Source organism: Halomonas sp. HP20-15 (assembly GCF_033446685.1).
GTDB lineage: Bacteria > Pseudomonadota > Gammaproteobacteria > Pseudomonadales > Halomonadaceae > Modicisalibacter.
The window spans coordinates 367,392-388,098 of sequence record NZ_JAWQLY010000003.1; the positions used below are offsets into that span (position 1 = coordinate 367,392).

17 protein-coding genes and 1 pseudogene are annotated in these 20,707 nt (G+C 63.0%); 10 read left to right on the top strand and 8 right to left on the bottom strand.

The window, feature by feature from the left end; all coding sequences use genetic code 11:
• Positions 1 to 373: 373 nt before the first annotated feature.
• The 6 genes from R6258_RS06365 to R6258_RS06390 all read right to left on the bottom strand — a co-directional run bounded on the left by R6258_RS06365 (position 374) and on the right by R6258_RS06390 (position 7,483).
• On the bottom strand, positions 374 to 655 hold the full coding sequence (locus tag R6258_RS06365; RefSeq protein ID WP_318448719.1) for a hypothetical protein: 282 nt from the start codon (positions 653 to 655) through the stop codon (positions 374 to 376).
• Positions 648 to 1,895: a poly-beta-1,6-N-acetyl-D-glucosamine synthase gene (pgaC, locus tag R6258_RS06370; protein WP_318448722.1), complete on the bottom strand. Its 1,248-nt coding sequence runs from the start codon at positions 1,893 to 1,895 to the stop codon at positions 648 to 650. The genes R6258_RS06365 and pgaC overlap by 8 nt, the downstream gene beginning before the upstream one ends.
• Positions 1,892 to 3,862: a poly-beta-1,6-N-acetyl-D-glucosamine N-deacetylase PgaB gene (gene pgaB / locus R6258_RS06375; protein ID WP_318448724.1), complete on the bottom strand. Its 1,971-nt coding sequence runs from the start codon at positions 3,860 to 3,862 to the stop codon at positions 1,892 to 1,894. The genes pgaC and pgaB overlap by 4 nt, the downstream gene beginning before the upstream one ends.
• Positions 3,859 to 6,276, bottom strand: coding sequence for a poly-beta-1,6 N-acetyl-D-glucosamine export porin PgaA (pgaA, locus tag R6258_RS06380; RefSeq protein ID WP_318448727.1), 2,418 nt, complete (start codon positions 6,274 to 6,276; stop codon positions 3,859 to 3,861). Before pgaA ends, pgaB begins: the two co-directional genes overlap by 4 nt.
• 384 nt (positions 6,277 to 6,660) lie before the next feature.
• Positions 6,661 to 6,939 carry an alpha-L-arabinofuranosidase C-terminal domain-containing protein gene (locus R6258_RS06385; RefSeq protein WP_318448729.1) on the bottom strand — a complete coding sequence of 93 codons (279 nt, stop codon included), beginning with the start codon at positions 6,937 to 6,939 and terminating at the stop codon, positions 6,661 to 6,663.
• Positions 6,940 to 7,264: 325 nt separating this feature from the next.
• A complete protein-coding gene (locus R6258_RS06390; protein WP_318448731.1) occupies positions 7,265 to 7,483 on the bottom strand; it encodes a hypothetical protein in 219 nt (72 codons plus the stop codon).
• A gap of 556 nt (positions 7,484 to 8,039) precedes the next feature.
• On the opposite strand from R6258_RS06390, the gene R6258_RS06395 reads away from it, so the two are divergent.
• Positions 8,040 to 8,453: a GreA/GreB family elongation factor gene (locus tag R6258_RS06395; protein WP_318448733.1), complete on the top strand. Its 414-nt coding sequence runs from the start codon at positions 8,040 to 8,042 to the stop codon at positions 8,451 to 8,453.
• Between the two features lie 34 nt (positions 8,454 to 8,487).
• Positions 8,488 to 9,096: a LysE family translocator gene (locus R6258_RS06400; protein WP_318448735.1), complete on the top strand. Its 609-nt coding sequence runs from the start codon at positions 8,488 to 8,490 to the stop codon at positions 9,094 to 9,096.
• A 36-nt stretch (positions 9,097 to 9,132) separates the two neighbouring features.
• Here R6258_RS06400 and R6258_RS06405 read toward each other — a convergent pair whose 3' ends face one another.
• On the bottom strand, positions 9,133 to 10,779 hold the full coding sequence (locus R6258_RS06405; protein WP_318448737.1) for an acyl-CoA dehydrogenase family protein: 1,647 nt from the start codon (positions 10,777 to 10,779) through the stop codon (positions 9,133 to 9,135).
• Positions 10,780 to 11,194: 415 nt separating this feature from the next.
• Here R6258_RS06405 and R6258_RS06410 point away from each other — a divergent pair, with 415 nt between their 5' ends.
• The 3 genes from R6258_RS06410 to R6258_RS06420 all read left to right on the top strand — a co-directional run bounded on the left by R6258_RS06410 (position 11,195) and on the right by R6258_RS06420 (position 14,223).
• Positions 11,195 to 12,337 (top strand): GlxA family transcriptional regulator, encoded by a 1,143-nt coding sequence (locus tag R6258_RS06410; protein ID WP_318448739.1) that lies wholly within the window; start codon positions 11,195 to 11,197, stop codon positions 12,335 to 12,337.
• A gap of 127 nt (positions 12,338 to 12,464) precedes the next feature.
• Positions 12,465 to 13,169 carry a monofunctional biosynthetic peptidoglycan transglycosylase gene (gene mtgA / locus R6258_RS06415; protein WP_318448741.1) on the top strand — a complete coding sequence of 235 codons (705 nt, stop codon included), beginning with the start codon at positions 12,465 to 12,467 and terminating at the stop codon, positions 13,167 to 13,169.
• A gap of 124 nt (positions 13,170 to 13,293) precedes the next feature.
• Positions 13,294 to 14,223 carry a Gfo/Idh/MocA family oxidoreductase gene (locus tag R6258_RS06420; RefSeq protein WP_318448743.1) on the top strand — a complete coding sequence of 310 codons (930 nt, stop codon included), beginning with the start codon at positions 13,294 to 13,296 and terminating at the stop codon, positions 14,221 to 14,223.
• Between the two features lie 37 nt (positions 14,224 to 14,260).
• On the opposite strand, the gene R6258_RS06425 is transcribed toward R6258_RS06420, so the two are convergent.
• The gene (locus tag R6258_RS06425; RefSeq protein ID WP_318448745.1) at positions 14,261 to 15,235 is read right to left on the bottom strand and encodes a LysR substrate-binding domain-containing protein; all 975 of its coding nucleotides are present in this window, start codon (positions 15,233 to 15,235) and stop codon (positions 14,261 to 14,263) included.
• 115 nt (positions 15,236 to 15,350) lie between these two features.
• Here R6258_RS06425 and R6258_RS06430 point away from each other — a divergent pair, with 115 nt between their 5' ends.
• The 5 genes and pseudogenes from R6258_RS06430 to R6258_RS06450 form a co-directional block, all read left to right on the top strand.
• Positions 15,351 to 16,598, top strand: coding sequence for an aldose epimerase family protein (locus R6258_RS06430; RefSeq protein WP_318448747.1), 1,248 nt, complete (start codon positions 15,351 to 15,353; stop codon positions 16,596 to 16,598).
• Between the two features lie 321 nt (positions 16,599 to 16,919).
• Positions 16,920 to 17,915, top strand: coding sequence for an arabinose ABC transporter substrate-binding protein (locus R6258_RS06435; protein ID WP_318448749.1), 996 nt, complete (start codon positions 16,920 to 16,922; stop codon positions 17,913 to 17,915).
• 60 nt (positions 17,916 to 17,975) lie between these two features.
• Positions 17,976 to 19,469: an L-arabinose ABC transporter ATP-binding protein AraG gene (gene araG, locus R6258_RS06440; RefSeq protein WP_318448751.1), complete on the top strand. Its 1,494-nt coding sequence runs from the start codon at positions 17,976 to 17,978 to the stop codon at positions 19,467 to 19,469.
• Positions 19,470 to 19,494: 25 nt separating this feature from the next.
• Positions 19,495 to 20,499, top strand: coding sequence for an L-arabinose ABC transporter permease AraH (gene araH, locus R6258_RS06445; protein WP_318448754.1), 1,005 nt, complete (start codon positions 19,495 to 19,497; stop codon positions 20,497 to 20,499).
• A gap of 11 nt (positions 20,500 to 20,510) precedes the next feature.
• A pseudogene (locus R6258_RS06450) lies at positions 20,511 to 20,707 on the top strand (dihydroxy-acid dehydratase); the annotation flags it as partial.

The window sequence follows — 20,707 nt, forward strand, 5'->3', positions numbered from 1 at the left end:
GAGCTAGATAATGGATTAACCCTGAAGTCGGCTTCATTGGATGTTGGTAAAATTTTTGTATTTAAAAAAACTGATTAATAGGTTGAAGGGGTAGTGCTGATTTTTCTTCCTCGCGTCAATAGCCAGTTGATAGTTGACGCTGATGATGCTGAAGAAAATTCACTAAAGGGTAGGGTGCTATATGGAACGCTATTTTTATTGAGTGCGTTATTTGATTGCGATGAGTCTGTAATTTTCACAGTTTCGGAAGCCGTCAAATCTGCTCCTCCAAGGAGTTAATAGCCTGGGCCCTGGGCGAGACAGGGCCAGGCTTTGCTTTGTAGCCATATGAATGCGAACGGTACGCTTCATGGCTGCCGCCATTGCTGCCCCCTCAGGCCTTCAGCCTCAAGCGGAACAGCAAGCGTTCATAGAGCACCCAGACATGAAAGATCATGAACACGGCGACAAAGTCGATGGCGGTTATCTTGAGTAACGACAGAATGTAGGCCTGTTCTGCCAGGAACTCTGCACTCGTCACCGTCAGGTAGGTCTCGGTGCCGAACAGCCCCCACAGGCTGAGAGTGGCGAGTACCAGGGTCATGTCCCTGAAGCGGTAACCCAATCCGCGGCGTTTGGGGTTACTGATGATCATTGTGCCAAGCTGGTTATTCACGGAAGGTTTCTCCTCTGTCGGGACTACGCCAGATGGCGTGTTGACCGCGGCGACGCACCACGGCCTTGGGGAATGCGATGACGGCTGTGGTCATGTTCAGAATCCAGTAGAAGAACGGATACCAGATGCTCCAGAACAGGCAGTTGGCCATGGAGTGGTCATAGCGGCTGTCGATGTAGAAGCTGACGCAGAACTGGAGCAGGCAAAGGACGATCAGCAGGCCCGCTGACCAGTCGAGAATGGCCTCTGCGGCATCCCAGGTCGGCAAGTCCATCGCCAGGTCGAACAGGCCCAAGACGATCAGCGTGACCATCGAGTAGCACCAGACGATGCTGATGAGGTACTCGGCGAGTAGCGGCCAGAAACGGCGATTGCGCCAGCGAATGGCCTTGCCGAAATGGCGCAGGAAGGCCTCGGCGCCGCCCTGCGCCCAGCGTAGGCGCTGGCGGAACAGGCCGCGCAGGGTCTCGGGCATCAATACCCAGCACATGGCATGGGGTTCGTAGCGAACCTGCCAACCCGATAGCTGCAGCTTCCAACTGACATCGATGTCCTCGGTGATCATGTCGGTGCTCCAGCCGCCGATCTGTTCGAGCGCGCTGCGGCGGAAGGCGCATATCACCCCGGAGATGGTGAAGACCATGCCGTAGATACGCTGGGCGCGCTTGATCAAGCCGATGATCGAGGAGAACTCGCCGGTCTGGATCTTGCCGATCGCCGTGGAGCGTGTGCGCACCCGCGGGTTGCCGGTCACGCTGCCGACCCGCGGGCTGCGCACGAAGTGTTCCACCATCCAGGTCACGGCGTCGTAGTCGAGCACGGCATCGCCGTCGATACCGACGACGATCTCGCCGCTGGCGTGGGCCAGGCCATTGTTCATGGCACTGGCCTTGCCCTGGTTGACCTGATGAAGCACTTTCAGCGTCGGGTACTGCCGGGCCAGCGCGTCCAGGCGAGCGCCGGTGTCGTCGCGGCTGCCGTCGTTGATGGCGATCACTTCGAGATTGAGATAGTTCTGCCGGAATAGGTGGCCGATCGTCTCGTCGATGTTCGCCCCCTCGTTGTGGCAGGGCACCAGCACCGAGACGCGTTGGGCATCGGGGTCAGTGGCCGAGGCCGGCCGCTGCGTCTGCTTGCGCTCCCAATGGAAGAAGTAATAAAGGCCGCCGCAGATCCATACCGTGGCCATCAGGCTGGGATAGCCCATGGTAAACAGGGCCAACGTTTCCATTGCGGTCATTGCGCCTCACCCAACTGGCTCGCCAGTGAGAAGTTGCGCCGCAGTACGCTGAGATCGGGATGGCCATTGATGAAGTCATCGGGATAATAGCCGTAGTTGTAGATGCCTTCGCTACGAATCACTTCCATCCAGTGCGCCAGCGTCTTGCTGGGAACCGGCGATTGATCACGCCAGTCGGTGGCCTGGAGCTCGAAGACCAGGCGCTCGGCGGGAACGTGCTTCAAGGCTTCGTTGGCGAGTCGTCTCAGCCAGCTATCCGCGTCCTTGGCGCCTTCCATGTACGGCATGGCCATGACGGCGGTGTAATCGTAGTAGCGGCCGAATTTTTCTAGATCCTGGGCGAACCAAGCCTCGCTTTCGGGCTCGAGGACCACCGGCGCATACATGTTGCGGGCGATCAAGAAGCGCTGGTTGTCGTACTGGCGATAGCGGTTGGCGGCGTTGCGCAACTCGTAGGTGAAGTCGATCAGAAACTGCGTCTTGTGCCGGGTCCACTCGGCCATCTTTTGACTGTTTTGGCGAATCTGCGTAACGCTGCCGGGCAGATTCCATTCGTCTTGATACCACTGCAGCGCCGCCGGGCTGGCATCCTCGAAATCGTTCATTAGCCCATCGTCGTGGAACAGCAGGCTATCGAACTTGGCCATGCGGCCGAGGTCCTCGTAAATCTCGCTGATGATCTTGCGATTTTCCTCGACGTAGGGCGAAAGGCGCCGGTAATAGTCCGGATTGGTCTTGCCCAGGCGCGAGTCGACGACGTACTGATGGCCCTTGCCGAGGTCGAACGCCATGATCGGCATCCAGGCATAGACTTCGACCCCGGCGCGCTTCTTGAGCTGCCAGGCGACGCGGTTGAACAGGTCGGCCTTCATCGGCATGTGGCGGTTGGGGAAATACAGCGCTTCGGCGACCCCGTCGGCATCGTCATCGGCATAGGCCTGCAGATAGACCGTGCTCACGCCCTGTTTCTTGATGCGATCGAGCAGCACATCCAGGTTGCGTCCCTGTTGCTTCTTGTCCTCGTCGTAGATGTAGTCGAGATCCACGTGGACGATGCGCTCGACGCCACGCTCCCAGGTCCGGTCGGCCAGAATCTCCTCGAGGGTTTCCAGCGAGGTTTCCTGGTCGATCAGGTAGCGCCCCATCTCCCGGGGGCTTTCGTTCACGTTATTGACGTGCTCCAGCAGGCTGAAGGTTTGTGGCATGCCCGCACCGGCAGCCAGCTTCAATGTTGCGTTGCTGTAGGCGCCATACGGCCAGACCATGATGCGCGGCCCCTTGCCCAGCTCGTCCTGGAAGCGCTGACGGGTCATGTTCATGTCGTCGCGTATGCGCGAGAGGTATTGGCTTTCGCTTTCGTAGCCGGAGGGCGACCAAGCGCTCGTGGTAGCGGCGGGTTGCTGGTTGCCGAATGGATTGCCAACGATTCCCTTGTGCAGGTCGTAGGTATGCGAGGCGACTTCGACCAGGTCCGACTGCTGCATTTCGCGCAACTCTTCCCAGGTCATGAAGCGTTCGCGAGGCAGGGTCGTTTCGCCGTAGGGCACTTGCTGACCTGTCGGCACGTCGAGCCAGCTACCGACCACGGCGGTGATGACGGGGTAGCCATACAGCTTGAGCAATGGGTAGACAATGTCGTAAAAGCTGCGATAGCCATCGTCGAAGGTCAGCAAAATGGCCTTGTCGGGCAGAGGCTTCTTTCCTGCGCGCGCGTCGAGGATCTGTTGATAGCTGACGGGGTGGTAGCCGAGTTCGGCAAACAAATTGAAATGCTGGATCAGCAAGTTGCGGGTGATCGTCTGCGGAAAGATCTTCATGTCCGGGGTCTGCTTCAGGTCGACCACGTCGTGGTAGCTGATAACGCTGAACTCGCCGGGATCGCGTCCCGGGTCGCGGCCTGAATTCTTGGCCGCAAACGCCGGCATGGCCAGGGACAAGGCCAGCAGGACTGCCATCCATTTGCTCACAGGAATCTCCATTCAAAACCGGCGGTAATGAAATTGCCGTATTCGGGAACGCCGTCGTAGACGGATTTTTGGCGGCTAACGCCGTATTCGAAGATGACGTTGGGCTTGAACTCCCAACTGTGCTGGTAGCCCACCGACCAGGTCGGCTCGCTGCCATAGTCTTCCTGCCAGTAACTGCCACTGCCCAAGGTCAGGGCCTGTACGAAGGACTGCCGATAGCCCAGTGGCAGCGCATGGGCGAACTCGAGTTCGCCGCTGAGGCTGGCATCCTGGCTGGGGTTGAAGTAGCTGGCCTTGACTTCGTCGTTCTTCGAGGCGCCGGCGAATAATTGGCCGGTGAGGCTCCACTCGTCGTGGTCGTAGAGCTCCTCGGTCCAGTAGCCCGAGATGGAACGACGCAGATTGCCGTCTTCCAGGTCCATGAAGGCCAGGTCGATGCCGCCCGTGCCGGACTCATCTCGCCGGTAGCGTCCTTCCAGGCGGTAAAGATCGGCATAGACGTTATCGCGTAGCGCGCGCAGAGGCGTCTCGTCGCTATTGATCTCGGCGCTGAAAATACCCGTCCAGTGATCGGAGAAGGCATAGCTGAGTTCGCTCCAAAGAAGCGGGTCCTCGTTGAGCTGGGCGCCGTCGCCGACCGCCAGCTTCAAGCTGGCGGGGTATAGGTTGAACTCGTAGCCCGCGGCGGTGTAAGCGGCATGCAGCGGTTCGCCGTCGTACTCGCCGTACATCCCGATGCGCTGGGCGAAGAAGCGCGAGCCGGCGTCGTTGCGCGGTGCTTCCAGCAGCGTTTCGTAGCGCCAATCGCGCGAACTCTGCACGCCGGACCCGGTACTGTCGCCATGGGTGGCCTTGACGCTGAGTCCGCCGGCGCGCTGCTCGCGCAGTTCCCGGGCCAGGCCATCCAGCGACACGCTGGGTGGGTCCTGCTCGATATGCCGCTCGGTGGTCTCGACGTTGCCGTGCCAGTCGCCGCGGTCCAGGCGCGACATGAGCACCCCGTAGGTAGGGGTATTGCGGTCATCGGGCGCCGAAAGCTGGGCGGCCCGCTGATAATCTTCTTCGGCCTGACGTGGCCAGCCGCGCCAGCGGCTGAGATCGCCCTTGATGCGCCACAGCGAAGCGCTGGCCGGGGCTTGCTCGATCAGGGCCTCCAGGCGTTCGGAGGCGACGTCCTCGTCGCCGCGCCAGGCGGAGAGCATCACGTCAAGATGGCGCACGCGCTCGTAATTGGAATTGCTGATGCGCCGGGTGCCGGTAAAGTCCCAGCGTGAGGGAGGCTCGGCCTTTTTCCATTTGCCGAGAACCTGCTCGGCTTCGTCATACTGGCTGGCATCGGCATAGGCGTAGATCAGCGACTCGTAGCGGGGCTGGTCCCGGTCGCGCGCAAGTTCGGGGTTGGAAGCGATCAGCGAGGCGTAGATGCCGCTTGCCTCGTACGGGCGGCCCAGGCCGCTGAGCGCATCCGCGCGCGCTTCGAGAACGTAATTGGGCAGCGGGCCGTAACGGGCCTCCAGTTGCGTTGCCAAGGCCTCGGCCTCTTCGAAGCGACGCAGCGTCGCAAGCGCCACGACTCTGTCGTACTGGGCGCGTTGAACGAGGCCGGGATCGGCGTCCTGCGTGGCGATAACCGACTCCAGCTCGGTCAGGCCGGCCTCGGTACGAATGACTTCATTGGTGCTCTCGGCCAGGCGTATCTTGCTCACGGCATCGTAATAACGCAGCCAGAGACGATCCGACTCGGTAAAGAACCGGGGATTTTCCTGCATCAGCTGCCCGGCGGCACTACGGGCTCCCAGAGTGACGGCCAGGCGATAGAGTGCCTTGATTTCTTTTTCATTGCGGGGATGACGTTCGACGAGCAACTGACGAGCCTGCAGCTCTGCGATGGGATTGCCGTTGCGTGCCGCCAGGTAGGCGCGTGTCTCGAACCAGTCGTCGGTACGCCCGAAGCGCTCCTCGTAACGGGTCAGGGCCCAGTTGGCGGACTCGTAGTAACCTTGATCGATATTGGTCAGCGCGATACCCAGCCACCCCTGGGCATTGTTGGGGTCGCGGAATGTCAGTGTCTGGTAGAACTCCTGAGAGCGCTCGTATTCCTCGGCCAGGCGGGCGGCCCGGCCCAGTGCTTCCAGGCTGACATTGGAATAGTCGTCGACACTGCACTCGGTACAGATATCCAATGCTTGCCGGTAACGACCGTCGCGCATCATCAATGCAATCAAGTCGTCGAGGACGGCACGGTCACCGGTTTGCTCGTACAGGCGCGAAAGGCCATCGATCGCTTCGTCGAGTTGCCCCTGGCGCGCCATGATGACCCAGGATTCTCGTTGAGAATCCAGGTCGTTTTGTGCCAGTGCCGTATTTGCTGCAAATAATGCCGCGGCACATAGCAGCGTTCTCGTTAAGTTCATTGCCCATCCCTTTGCTGGTCTTTTAGGCGTGACTCGGTTCGTTATAAGTCCAGGAAGGGTTTATTAGTAAATTATGTATATTGCGGTGTAACGAACCGATAAATAATGTGGGTATGGTAAAGGGGGGCGCGAAACGTCCCAACCTGACATTGGCTCATTGGACGAATGTTTTCTGTGCTACTAGAAAACGCGATAAAGGCTTGTTGCGGCAAGCCTGCGGCGGGAGGGTGGGTAATTTTATAGTGAGCAGTCGTTTGATGTTGCAAAAAAGATTGATTTATGAATGCAGAGTTTGTGTTTGCTCATGCGGAATCATGAATGAACCTAGCTAGAATTGTTTTAAACATGCCATTTCATTAAGAGGCAAACAGAGGGTAGTCGGGCTCATCGACTACCCGCTTTTGTATCTGCGCCGCCCCCGTAGTCGATGTCGAGCTCCAGCGCTTCGCTAGCGTGCCGATTGACGATGAACAGGACGATAGTTCCCTGGCTGTCGTCGTATACGGCGGAGACGTCCAGATAGGCGATGTCGTCGAGCTCGCCGGCCCGGTAGGGCGGACTATTGACGGCCAGTTGCAGGGCCTTGCCGCGGCCGAAGCGGGGGGCGAAATACAGCGGGTAGAAAATTGTCTGGCGCCAGGCATTGCCGTCGCTCTCGGTCATGATCGGGGCTTCTCCCGGACACTGAGTGTGGTATTGCTCATGACAGCAGGCTCTGAAGGGCTCATTTTTGTTTAGCCTGCGAAATATAGGTGGGGTTTTTGGATTCTCGCTAATATATGAATTTCTCTCTCCATATGAATATCGTTATTGAAACCGCAGGAGAGGGACCAGCACTGACACCGAATCGGTGGCTTAGACCAAGGATGGGCCACCAAAGTAGGAACAATAAACGTTCCAGGGTGGCGGAAACGACAAGCCCCCGGTCGCTTCAGCGGCCGGGGGCTTGTGTGACGGGGCTCGCCTTCCGGGCGAAACCGCCAGCGGTTCAATGCATGACCTTCCACAGCTGGAGAAGGGGTTCCTTGACGCCGTTGCGCCTGGCGACGTACTCGGCTTCACGCCGCGCATTGGCGGCTTGCTCTACGCTCAATGGGCCTTCGTCGTCCTGGCGTCGTGCCGTGGCGATCGTATGCCCGGTCTTGTAGATCATGCCGATGCCCGAATGGGGGTGGGCCGTTTCCGTAGTGCTCTGCTGCTTATCCATGGTGCTCTCCTTTGCGGTACAAGGGCGTCACGTGCCCTTACCCATTACATTAATACACATTTGGTTACCTTCAAAGATTTCAAGGGGCAAACGAATATTCAAGGAGATGGCATCGCGCACAGCCGTGAGTGATTCCTAACGTGCAGGGCATGGTAGAAGTTGGCAGATTCCGGCCGTTCATCGGCGCATGAGGCGTATCACAAGCTTATATTTTCATTGGTTATTCTCAGACGCCCGATGGGTTGGATTTAACCCTGTAAACGGGCCCAGTTCCTGCAATTGCGAGCGGCTTGCGCCTTTAGAATGGCGGCGATGCATCTCTGCATCCCTGTTTGACCGGCGCCCGAGAGGGTGCCGGTCCTTTTTTTGCGTGTCTGACCGATCACGGTAGGCGGCAGTCCATTGACCTTCAGTTGAATGACCGGGCCTGACTTCGAACGGCGTTCAGGCTTATGATGAATATGCGATATCAGTCCTCGTCCGCAGCGTATTCCAGTGGATGAGGGCTGATTTTTTCGCTCTAACGCTCATGGCATTCAAGAGAAGGAGTCTCTATATGCTACGCCGTGCAATGCCCCTGAACCGTCTGGACGCAGAACGCTTGCAGCGCTTGATCGACGAAATGGACGATATCGACGATCAACGACTGACCGGTACGCTCCAGGGCAAGCTCGACCTGGGTATCGTCTTCGACCCGCAGGAGCTGCCAGCCAGCGTCGTCAGCATGAACACCCGGATTCGCCTGACCGACCCGAACGACGAGCGTTCGATCACCCGCACGCTGGTCTTCCCGCATTCGCTGGACAACGTTCAGGATGGCCTGTCGGTCTTCACCGATCTGGGCGCCGACCTGCTGGGCCGCTGTCTCGGCGACTGCGTGACCTGGCCGCGCGTGGACGGCAGCCAGCAGACGCTGCGTATCGACGCGATCCTCTGGCAGCCGGAGGCGTCCGGCCAGTTTCACCGTTGAGGAGGTATCATGAGGAAACAGGGATGAGCAACGCATGCCGCTGACTCTGTGGCTGTCGCTCGCCGCCGTTTGTGCGTTGGGCGCGATGTCGCCCGGCCCCAGCCTGGCGATGGTGCTGCGCCATACGCTGGGTGGCGGACGTGCCCCGGGGGTGATCGCCGGACTCATGCATGCCATGGGCGTGGGGCTGTATGCGCTGCTGACGGTATGGGGGCTGGGCGCGGTGATCAGCCGCCAGCCGATGCTGTTCATGCTGATCACCTGGGGCGGCGCGGCTTACCTGGCCTGGTTGGGCATCAAGGCGCTGCGTGCCGGGCGCGGTGGCGCGCTGGAGGCGCGGGGCGCCGCCACCGGGCCGGTCCAGGCTGCCAGGGACGGCGTGCTGGTGGCACTGGGCAATCCCAAGCTGATCCTGTTCTTCGTCGCCCTGCTCAGTCAGTTCGTCAGCGCCGACATGGAGTGGCCCGCCAAGGCGCTGATCGTCGCCACGGCGACGCTGATCGATGGGGGGTGGTACGTCATGGTCGCGCTGGCGTTGTCGCACTCCGCGGTGCTGCCGTGGCTTCAGGCTCGCGCGCACTGGATCAACCGCATCACCGGAGTGTTGCTGATCGCCTTGGCGGTGCGGGTGCTCATCGGCTGAACCCGCGACGGCGCGCAAGCGCCGCCGGGGCTGATCTCAGGGTTCGATGCGGGCGAGTATGGCATCCAGCGGCGCGTCCATCGGCAGCACGCCGTAGACCGGGCTGACGGTGTCGTCGAGGCGGCTGCGACAGAAGCTGTCGCTGATCTCGCTGGGGGCGTGCTGCAGAAGCAGGGCGGCCTGCAGGCACTGGGCCATGCGCTGGGTCAGCCAGCGGGCGTTGGCCTCGAGCGATGCACGAGGCTCGCTGAACGACTTCTCAAGCGCTTGCACGGCGCGCGCAAACACCGGCGACAATCCGCGCGCCGCGGCGAGTTCTTCGCGCAGCGCGTCGAAGCATTCCGGGTGGCGGTCGAACACCCGCAGCACGTCCAGGCAGATCACATTGCCCGAACCCTCCCAGATCGAGTTGACCGGCGCCTCGCGGTAGAGCCGTGCGAGCGGCGTTTCCTCGACGTAACCGATGCCGCCCAGGCACTCCATGGCTTCGGCCATGAAGCCGGGGCCGCGCTTGTTGTGCCAGTACTTGCCGAGCGCCGGCAGTAGCCGTGCCAGTGCTTGCTCGTGGTCGTTCTCGGGAGTGTCGAAGGCTCGCGCGGCGCGCATCACCAGCGCCAGGCTGGCTTCGCTTTCCAGTGCCAGGTCGGCGATCACCCGGCGCATCAGCGGCTGCTCGCCGAGGGTGCGGCCGAAGGCCTGGCGCTGACTGACGTGACTCCATGCCTCGAGCAGCGCCTGACGCATCATGCCGGCCGGCGCGGTGGCGGCGTCGAGCCGGGTCTGCTGGACCATTTCGAGAATCGTGGGGATGCCGCGACCGGGCTCGCCGACCGCTTCGGCATAGGCGTTGCGGTATTCGATCTCCGCCGAGGCGTTGGCGCGGTTGCCGCACTTGTCCTTGAGTCGCTGGATCTCGAGCGCGTTGCGCTGGCCGTCGGGCGTGAAGCGGGGCACCAAAAAGCAGCTCAAGCCCTCGTCGGTCTGCGCCAGGGTCAGGAAGGCATCGGACATCGGCGCGCTGCAGAACCACTTGTGGCCGGTCAGCCGGTAACCGTCGCTGGTGCGCTCGGCATGCGTGGTGTTGGCGCGAACGTCGCTGCCACCCTGTTTCTCGGTCATTGCCATGCCCAGGGTGACGGCGGGCTTTTCGCAGGCGGGCACCGCGCGTTCGTCGTAGTCCCAGGCCAGCAGCCGGGCCTGCCATTCATCATAGACGCGCGGCTCGCGGCGCAATGTGGGGATCGCCGCGTGGGTCATGGTCAGCGGGCAGCAGAAGCCGGGCTCGGCCTGGGTCAGCAGGTAGAGCGCGGCGACATGCGCCTGATGGCCGCCGTGATGCTCCTCCTCCCAGGCCACGGCATGCCAGCCGTTGTCGAAGGCCAGATGCATTAGCTCATGGTAGGCGGGGTGGTAGACGACCTCGTCGAGGCGTCGGCCGTGACGGTCGAACAGCCGCAACTCGGGCGGGTGGCGATTGGCGGCATCGCCCAGCGCCTGGACCTCGCGGCTGCCCACCGCCGCGCCCAGCGCCTCGAGTCGCCGCGCCACCCAGTCGGGGGCTTCGCGGGCCAGCGCCTCGCGCAACGGTTGGTCGAGCGCGAAAAAATCACGATCGCGGGGCGCGGGCGGCTGGTTGTCGACCCGGTGAGTGGCGAGCTGGCTGCGCGGCGCGTGGTCGGTCATGGCGACCTCCCTTTCTAGTATTCCTCACGCAGCCTTCCCCTCGGGGGCGTCGGCTGGTGCCAGACGCGGCGGGGCCGCGTGTCACGGTATAACTGAGCATGGAGTCGGCGCGTGCGGCGGTCAATCACGACCATCGGCGAGTGGCGTGGGCATGGGGGCGGGGCTTCGTCGCAGCGGCGACGCACGGCGCCTGGGTCTGAACGACAAGCGTGGCGCGGGAAGCGACCTCGCAATGCCTGTTTGCGACATCGATGTCGCCGATGAGTGCGTTGCCCCCTGCTTATCCGCAAGAATGAGCTGTAAGGATGTCGCGTTTGGCGTGTATTTTGACGCAGAGGACGACAGGTACATAACAATCACAACAGGCCCCCGAGGTATGACCGAGGGGCGGACCCCGTGGAAGAGGAGATTGCAGATGGCATCTTCCCAGGCTGTAAATGCATCGTCGGCGGCCTCGCGGGCCGTTGTCCCCCAGACGCTGGGCTTTTTGTTACTGGAAAACTTCACCCTGATCTCGCTGGCCTCGGCCATCGAGCCGCTGCGCATGGCCAACCAGCTGGCCGGTCGCGAGCTCTACCGCTGGTACACCTTGAGCCACAACGGCGAGCCGGTGCGGGCCAGCGACGGTTTGCAGATCACCCCCGACGCGGCGACGCATATCCCGCTGTCGCTCGATTGGGTGGTGGTTTGTGGCGGAGTCGCACCGCATCGCGGCGTGACCCGCGAGCACATCGCCTGGTTGCAGGCCCAGTCGCGGCTCTCGCGGCGGTTGGGCTCGGTCTGCACCGGTAGCTGGGCGCTGGCCAAGGCCGGGCTGCTCGATGGCTACGAGACCAGTATCCACTGGGAGTGCCTGGCGGCGATGCAGGAAGCGTTCCCGCGGGTGCCGTTGTCGACCCGGCTGTTCTCGATCGACCGCGACCGCTTCACCGCCTCGGGCGGCACCGCGCCGCTCGACATGATGCTCAACCTGATCGGCCGCGACCACGGCCGCGAGCTGGCTGCCGGCATCTCCGAGATGTTCATCTACGACCGGGTGCGCAACGAGCAGGACCAGCAGCGGGTGCCGCTCAAGCACGTGCTGGGCACCACCCAGCCCAAGCTGCTGGAGATCGTCGCGCTGATGGAGGCCAACCTCGAGGAGCCCATCGGCCTCGACGAGCTGGCCAGCTACGTCGACGTCTCGCGGCGTCAGCTCGAGCGGCTGTTCCAGAAATATCTCAACTGCTCGCCGTCGCGCTACTACCTCAAGCTGCGCCTGACCCGGGCGCGCCAACTGCTCAAGCAGACGGCGCTGTCGATCATCGAGGTCGCCTCGGCCTGCGGTTTCGTGTCCACGCCGCACTTCTCCAAGTGCTACCGCGAGTATTTCGGCATCCCCCCCCGCGACGAGCGAAACGGCATCGACTCCCGCCAGGTGCGCGATACCCCGGGCGGGCACGAGCCACGTGTGCGCATGACCCTCTCGGCGCCCCCCTCCGAGCCGATGTCGAGCGCGGTGGTGGCGCTGGCCCAGGCCCAGGGCGAGCCGACCTACGCCAGCGTGACGTTGCGCTAGCGAGACACGAAAGCGCGCCGGCCCGACAATCGTCGGGTCGGCGCCTTGCGTTTGCCGCCCATCCGTCGCCGTGGTGCCTTGTGTTGTTATACTCGCCGGGTCTTCGCACGCAAGGGATCGCCATCGCATGTCTCACCCCTGGTCACGCAGGCTGCTGCGCTATTTGTTGCTGGGTATCGCCGCGTTCGTCCTCGCCTCGCTGGCCCTGGTGATGTTCTTTCGCGTGGTGCCGGTGTTCGGCTCGATGGTGATGGTCGAACGCAAGGTGGAGTCGTGGATTAGTGGCGAGTCATTGAATATCCGCCAGGCCTGGATGCCCTGGGAAAGGCTATCGGATCACGCCAAGCTGGCGGTGATCGCCGCCGAGGACCAGAGGTTTCCCGACCACCACGGCTTCGACTTCGCTCAGATGCGCCAGGCGATCGCCGCCTGGCAGGCCGGTGACAGCCTGCGCGGGGCGAGTACCATCAGCCAGCAGACCGCCAAGAACCTGTTCCTGTGGACGGGCCGCGACTGGCTGCGCAAGGGGCTGGAAGCCTGGTTCACCGTGCTCATCGAGACACTGTGGCCCAAGGAGCGCATCCTCGAGGTGTATCTCAATATCGTCGAGTGGGATAGCGGGGTGTTCGGCCTGGAGGCGGCCGCCCAGCACTATTTCGGTGTCTCCGCCGACCAGCTCAGCGTCGCCCAGGCCAGCCGGCTGGCGGCCATCCTGCCCAATCCGCGAGAGCGCAGCGCCGCCCGGCCGTCCTCGCAAACGCTTCAGCGCAGTCAGTGGATCCAGCGGCAGATGCGCCAGCTCGGCGGCACGGCCTACCTCGAGCGGCTGTGAATTCCCGCCCGGCGACTGCGGACTCATACGTCTAGGGTGATCGTGGCATGCCGGGATTGGTATTGGCACGCTCGCAGCGCCCCCGGTAAGGTGATCGGCAATTTTACTGCTGAGGTACCTTGCGATGACTCCCTTGAAGATCGGCATCGTCGGCGTGGGCAAGATCGCCCGCGACCAGCACCTGCCCGCCCTCGAAGCCAATTCCGATTACCAGCTGGCGGCCATCGCCAGCCGCAACGCGGCATTGTCGGGTGTCGCCAACTTCCTGTCGCTGGAGGCGATGCTCGAGGCGATGCCCGAGCTCGATGCGGTGTCGCTGTGCGCGCCGCCCACCGTGCGCTACGCCCAGGCCAAGCAGGCGCTGGCCGCCGGCAAGCACGTGATGCTCGAGAAACCCCCCGGGGCCACGCTCAGCGAGGTCGAGGATCTGGCCCGCCAGGCTCGGGCGGCCGGGCGCACGCTGTTCGCCACCTGGCATTCGCGGCATGCGCCGGGTGTGGCGCCGGCCCGCGACTGGCTGGCCGGGCGCACGATCCGCGGCGTGACGATCGAATGGAAGGAAGACGTGCGCGTATGGCATCCCGGCCAGGCATGGATCTTCGAGCCCGGCGGCATGGGCGTGTTCGATCCCGGCATCAACGCGCTGTCGATCGTCACCGCCATCCTGCCGCGGGCATTCCACCTGCGCGAGGCGACGCTGCAGGTACCGGAAAATCGCCAGGCGCCGATCGCCGCGCAACTGAGCTTCAGCGACGCCGACGAGACGCCGATCCAGGCCGATTTCGATTTCCGTCAGACCGGGCCGCAGACCTGGGATATTCATGTCGATACCGATGTCGGCCGGCTGAGTCTGTGCAAGGGCGGCAGCGAGTTGTACATCGACGGCGAACGCCAGCCCACCGGCGAGGAGCAGGAGTACCCGGGGCTCTACGCGCGCTTCGCCGAGCTTATCGCCAGCGGCGAGTCGGACGTCGACGTCGCGCCGCTGCGCCACGTCGCCGACGCCTTCCTGCTCGGCCGGCGCGAGTCGGTCGAGGCGTTCCACGACGATTGAATCGCTCGGCCTGAAGGGGCCCTCGCTCGACGATTTATCAGGCCGAGCCTAGGCGGTGCTGGTGGGCGATCAGTTCGCGCAGGGTGCTCATCAAGGCTCCGGCGCCGGGCGACAGGCGCTGCTTGCGCAGGCTCACCAGGCCGTAGGGCTGGACGCTCAGCGACTCGCTGAACGGCAACAGGCGAAAGCGTTGCGGGGCGCACAGCAGGTCGGCGACCTGGCGCGACGTCACGGTCAGGGTGTCGGACTTGGCGACCAGCGCCAGCGATACCAGAACGTCCGGCGTGTCGATGATCTGCCCCGGCGGCAACAGGCCGTGCTGGAGCAGCAGGTGATCGACACGCTGGCGCATCAGCGCGCCGCTGGGCTGCAGCGACCAGGGATAGGCGGCCATGTCGGCCAGGTCGGGCATCGCCACGCCGGCCAGCGGGTGTCCCGCGCGGCACACGAAGCAGATCTCCTCCTCGCCGATCTCCTCGAACACGAACTGTTCGGCGGGGAAGCCTTCGGGAATGCGGGTGATGGCGAAGTCGAACTCGCCCTCCATCAGCCGGGGAATTAACGATTTGCTGACGTCGACATCGACGCTCACCTTGAGCCCGGGCAGCTCGCGGTGAACCCGCTCGATGGCGCTGGTGAGGATCGTCACCGCCGGAGCCATCACCGTGCCCACCGAGACCACGCCGGCATTGCCCTCGCGCAGGGCATTGAGTTCCTCGCCGGCATGATGGAGTTCGGAAAGGATGCTGCGGGCGTGACGAATCACGATCTCGCCGTACCAATTGGGCGTGACGCCGCGTGAGTGACGCTCGAATAGCGTGACGCCGAGCTGGCACTCGAGATCGCCGAGCAGCTTGGACGCCGCCGGTTGGCTTATCGCCAGGCTGGCCGCGGCACGGTGCAGGTTGCGATGTTCCTCCAGGGCCAGGAACAGCTGCAGATGGCGTAACTTTAGTCTTACGCGAAGAAACCAATCCGGCGCGAGTGTTCCCCTGCTATCCCGTTCTTTCATAGCCGATAACTTTTTTGATATCTATTGTGTGAAGCGCATTATTAGCTGCCCTTTTTCCCGCTGTCTAACCTGCGATGGCAACGACAACAATATCCACGGGAAAGGAGCATCCTGTATGCCTCGGATCACTCATCATCGACATCACGGCCAGTACCTGTTGCTAAGCGCCTGCCTGGCCGCCGCGCTGCCCGGCCTGGCATCGGCCGGCGACACCGCCAAACAGGAGGGCAGCGGTTCGACGAAGCAAAGCGCTGCCCTGGAAGGTGTCGAGAAATCGTCCTTCGGCAAGTTGCCGGACGGCCGTCAGGTGGATGCCTATCGGATCAGCAACGACAACGGCATCGAAATGCGCGTGATCACTTATGGCGGCATCATCGTCTCGCTGCGCACGCCCGACGTGCAGGGCAACATGGACGACATCGTGCTCGGCTTCGACTCGCTGGATAAATATCTGTCCGATACCTATCAGCAGGTCAATCCCTATTTCGGCGCGCTGATCGGCCGCTACGGCAATCGCATCGCCGGCGGTCAATTCACGCTGAACGGCGAGACCCATGAGCTGGCGACCAACGATGGCGACAACCATCTTCATGGCGGCGACAAGGGCTTCAATCAGCGGCTCTGGCAGGCCGAGCCGTTCTCCAACGAGCAGGGCGCGGGGGTCACCCTGAGCTATACCAGCGCCGATGGCGAAGAGGGTTACCCGGGGCGCCTGGAGACCCGAGTGACCTACACGCTGACCGATGACGACGCCTTGCAGATCGACTATCACGCCACCACCACCGAGGCGACGCCGGTCAATCTCACCCAGCACAGTTACTTCAACCTGGATGGCGAGGGCAACGAAAGCATTCTCGATCACCTGCTGATGATCAATGCCGAGGCCTTCACGCCGATCGACGAGTCGCTGATTCCCACCGGCGAGATCCGTCCCGTGGCGGACACGCCGTTCGACTTCACCGAGCTTACGGCGATTGGTGCGCGCATCGACAAGGACAACCAACAGCTCAAGTTCGCCAAGGGCTACGATCACAACTTCGTGCTCAAGCGTGAATCGCCCCAGAGCGAAGAGCTGGTGCTCGCCGCCCGCGTCTGGGAGCCCGACTCGGGAAGGGTGCTCGAGGTAGCCACCAGCGAGCCGGGGATACAGTTTTATTCGGGCAATTTCCTGGCCGGCAAACTGACCGGCAAGAGCGGTCAACCCTACGTTCATCGCAGCGGCTTTGCGCTGGAAACCCAGCACTTCCCCGACTCGCCCAACCACCCCGACTTTCCGTCGACGATTCTCCGGCCGGGCGAGACCTATCAGTCGCAGACCGTCTATCGCTTTTCGACCGCCGAGTCGCCTGACGCGTTGAAATGACGCCGCAGTGAGCAAACCGAAAAGCCGCCAACCGGGCGGCTTTTCTTCGTTACACGGGCAAGGTGGCGGCGCTGGTTGCAAGCGACTTTAGTCGCAACGAGCCTGACATTAGTCGTAGGCATTGACGCGCTGGCGCTGACGCAAGGCGCAACTGACCAAGCCTGCTTACCATGCGATAACCAAAACGATATTCCCCTGGCGAGCAACGCGTATTAGCCGCCTCCCGGTGAGCTGACTAACTTCACTTCGTGCTCGTAGGGTCGGTCGCCGCGTCGTCCGATCACAACAACAAAATCTGTGCCCCCAGGGCAGGAGAACCGAATGTCATTCACTCATACGCTATCACGCCTTGCGCTGGGTGCCGGTCTGGCGCTGAGCGCGTTCACGTTGGCGCAGGCCGCCGACGACGAGGTCAAGATCGGTTTCATCGTCAAGAAGCCGGAGCAGGCCTGGTTCATCAACGAACAGCAAGCCGCCACCAACCTCGGTGAGGAAAAGGGCTTCGAGGTGGTGCGCCTGTCCGGCGAGGATGGCCAGCAGGTACTCAGCGCCATCGACAACCTCAACTCGCAGGGCGCTCAGGGCTTCGTCATCTGCCCGCCCGACGTGCGCCTGGGGCCAGCGATCATGAACCGCGCCGAGCAGTACGGCATGAAGGTGGTCACCGTCGACGACCGTTTCGTGGGTGCCGACGGCGAGCCGATGGAGGACGTGCCGCACCTGGGCATGTCGGGCTACAAGATCGGCCAGCAGGTGGGCAACGCCATCGCCGCGGAGATGAAAAAGCGTGGCTGGGACCCGGAGAACGTCGCCGCGCTGCGCATCACCAACTATGAGCTGCCCACCGCCAAGGAGCGCACCGACGGGGCCACCGATGCGCTGCTCGAGTCCGGCTTCAAGAAGGACAACATCTTCGATGCGCCGCAGCAGAACACCGATACCAGCAGCGCCTTCGCCGCGGCATCGCCGGTACTGTCCAAGAACGGCGATTTCGAGCATTGGGTGATCTACGCGCTCAACGAGGAGAGCGTGCTGGGTGGCGTGCGCGCCAGTGAGCAGTACGGGCTGACCGCCGACCAGGTGATCGGCGTCGGCATCAACGGCTCGGGGGCGGCCTTCGCCGAGTTCTCCCGCGAGAAGCCTACCGGTTTCCACGGCACCGTGGCGGTGAGCTCGACCATGCACGGCAGTCAGAGTGCCGACAACCTCTACACCTGGATCACCGAAGGCGAGAAGCCGCCGGCCAACACCGAAACCACCGGCACGCTGATGACCCGCGACAACTGGGAGCAGGTTCGTAAGGACCTGAATCTCTGAGTCGCCCGGCCCATGACGAACACGTCATGGGCCCTGTTCGTCCCTTCGGAGTCCAGACCCATGTCCGAACCTTATCTTCGCGTCGACGGCATTACCGTCGAGTTCCCCGGCGTGCGCGCGCTCGACACGGTCAGCTTCAGCGCCCGCGCGGGCGAGGTCCATGCCCTGATGGGCGAGAACGGCGCCGGCAAGTCGACCTTGCTCAAGGTGCTCAGCGGGGTCAACAAGGTCACCGCCGGCGCGCTGTGGATCGGCGGCGAGCGCCACGTCTTCAGCAATGCCCGCGAGGCGCTGAGCCAGGGCATCGCGATCATCTACCAGGAGCTGACGCTGTCGCCGAATCTGTCGGTGGCCGAGAACCTGCTGCTCGGTCAATTGCCCGAGCGCCGAGGTTTCATCGATCGCCGTCAGCTGCGCGAGCGCGCGCTCAAGGTACTCGAGGATCTCGGCGAGGCGAACATCCATCCCGCCACCAAGGTCCGCGACCTGTCGATCGGCCAGCAGCAGATGATCGAGATCGGCCGGGCGCTGCTGCGCGATACCCGGATCATCGCCTTCGACGAACCCACCAGCAGCCTTTCAGTGCAGGAGATTCGCCATCTGAAGCGCATCGTCGCGCGGCTGCGCGACGAGGGCCGGGTGGTGCTCTATGTCACTCATCGCATGGAGGAGGTCTTCGAGATGTGCGATGCGGTGACGGTGTTCCGCGACGGCCGCCATATCGCCACCCACGACTCGCTCGCCGGGATCGATCACGACACCCTGGTCAGCGAGATGGTCGGACGCGAGATCGCCGACGTGTACGGTTATCGTCCGCGTCAGCACGGCGAGACGCTGATGCGCGTCGAGGGCCTCAAGGGCCACGGCGTGCGCGAGCCGGTCAGTTTCGAGGTCAAGCGCGGCGAGGTGCTGGGGCTGTTCGGTCTGGTCGGCGCCGGGCGCAGCGAACTGATGCGGCTGGTCTGCGGCGTCGAGAGGGCCACCCAGGGGCAGGTGAATTTCGCCGGCGATACGTGCCTTTTCGCCAGCCCCCGCGAGGCGATACGCGCCGGCATCGCCATGTGTCCCGAGGATCGCAAGTCGCAGGGCATCTTTCCGGTGGCGAGTGTCGCCGACAACCTCAACATAAGCTGCCGACGCTTCTTCATGCGCTGGGGGCTGTTCCGTCATGCCCGCCGCGAGACCGACAACGCCAACGCATATATCCGTCAGTTGAGCATCAAGACGCCGGGCCCCAAGACTCCGATCAGCAATCTGTCGGGCGGCAACCAGCAGAAGGTGATCGTGGCGCGCTGGCTGGCCGAGGAGATCGAGCTGTTCGTGATGGACGAGCCGACCCGCGGCATCGATGTCGGCGCGCGCCGCGACATCTATTCGCTGCTCTACGATCTCGCCGAGCAGGGCAAGAGCGTGGTGGTGATCTCCAGCGACCTGGCCGAGGTCAGCTCGATCTGCGATCGCATCGGCGTGATGCGCGACGGCGCGCTGATCGACATCGTCGAGCGCGACGAGGCCACCCCCGAACGCCTGTTGGGCCTGGCCCTGCCGGCCTGACGAAGATTTCAGAGAGGAATTACGCATGTCCAGTGAAAAACTCGCCTCCTCCACGACGGCGCAGCCCGAGGGACGGCGCGGTCTGCCCAAGCCGCTGCGCACGCTGCTCGATACCTCGGGGCTGATCGCCATCTTCATCCTGCTGTTCATCGGCCTGTCGGTACTGGTGCCGGACTTCCTGACCGGCCGCAACATCGTCGGCCTGCTGCTTTCGGTGACGCTGATCGGCACCATCGCCACGACCATGATGATGGTGCTGGCGCTGGGCGAGGTCGATCTTTCGGTGGCCTCGATCGTCGCCTTCGCCGGCGTCGTGGCGGCGGTGATCACCTCGACCTCGGGCAGCGTGGTCGTCGGCGTGCTGGGCGGTGTGGCCGCCGGCGGCGCGGTGGGCGCCTTCAACGGTTTCGTGGTGGCGCGCTTCGGCATCAACTCGCTGATCGCCACGCTGGCGGCCATGGAGTTCGTGCGCGGGCTGGCCTACATCACTTCCGGCGGCGACGCGGTGATGATCACCGTGCCGGGGTTCTTCGACCTGGGTAGCGCCTCCTTTTTGGGCCTGACCCTGCCGGTGTGGACGATGATCGTGTGTTTCGTGATCTTCGGCGTGCTGCTCAACATGACCGCCTTCGGCCGCAACGTGCTGGCCACCGGCGGCAACGCCGAGGCGGCGAGCCTGGCCGGGGTCAACGTACGCCGGCTCAAGATCACCGTGTTCGCGCTGCAGGGCGTGGTCGCCGGCATCGCCGGGGTGCTGCTCACCTCGCGCATGGGCCTGGGCGATCCCAACACCTCGCTGGGGCTGGAACTCGCGGTGATCTCGGCCTGTGTGCTGGGCGGCGTGTCGCTGTCCGGCGGGGTGGCGTCGATCACCGGCGTGCTGGTCGGCGTACTGATCATGGGCTGCGTGCAGAACGCCATGGGCCTACTCAACGTGCCGACCTTCTATCAGTACTTGGTGCGCGGGGCGATCCTGCTGCTGGCCGTGATGTTCGATCGCTGGAAGCAGACCCGGCGAGCGAAGGCGTAAGGAGCTGATTCATGACTGATCAAAAACGTCCGCCTAGCTCTCAAGCCAGACCGCTGCGTTCTCGAGCAAAGCCGCTGCGCAGCGCCGCCTGGTTCGGCAGCGCCGACAAGAACGGCTTCATGTACCGCAGTTGGATGAAGAACCAGGGCATTCCCGATCACGAGTTCCAGGGCAAGCCGATCATCGGCATCTGCAACACCTGGTCGGA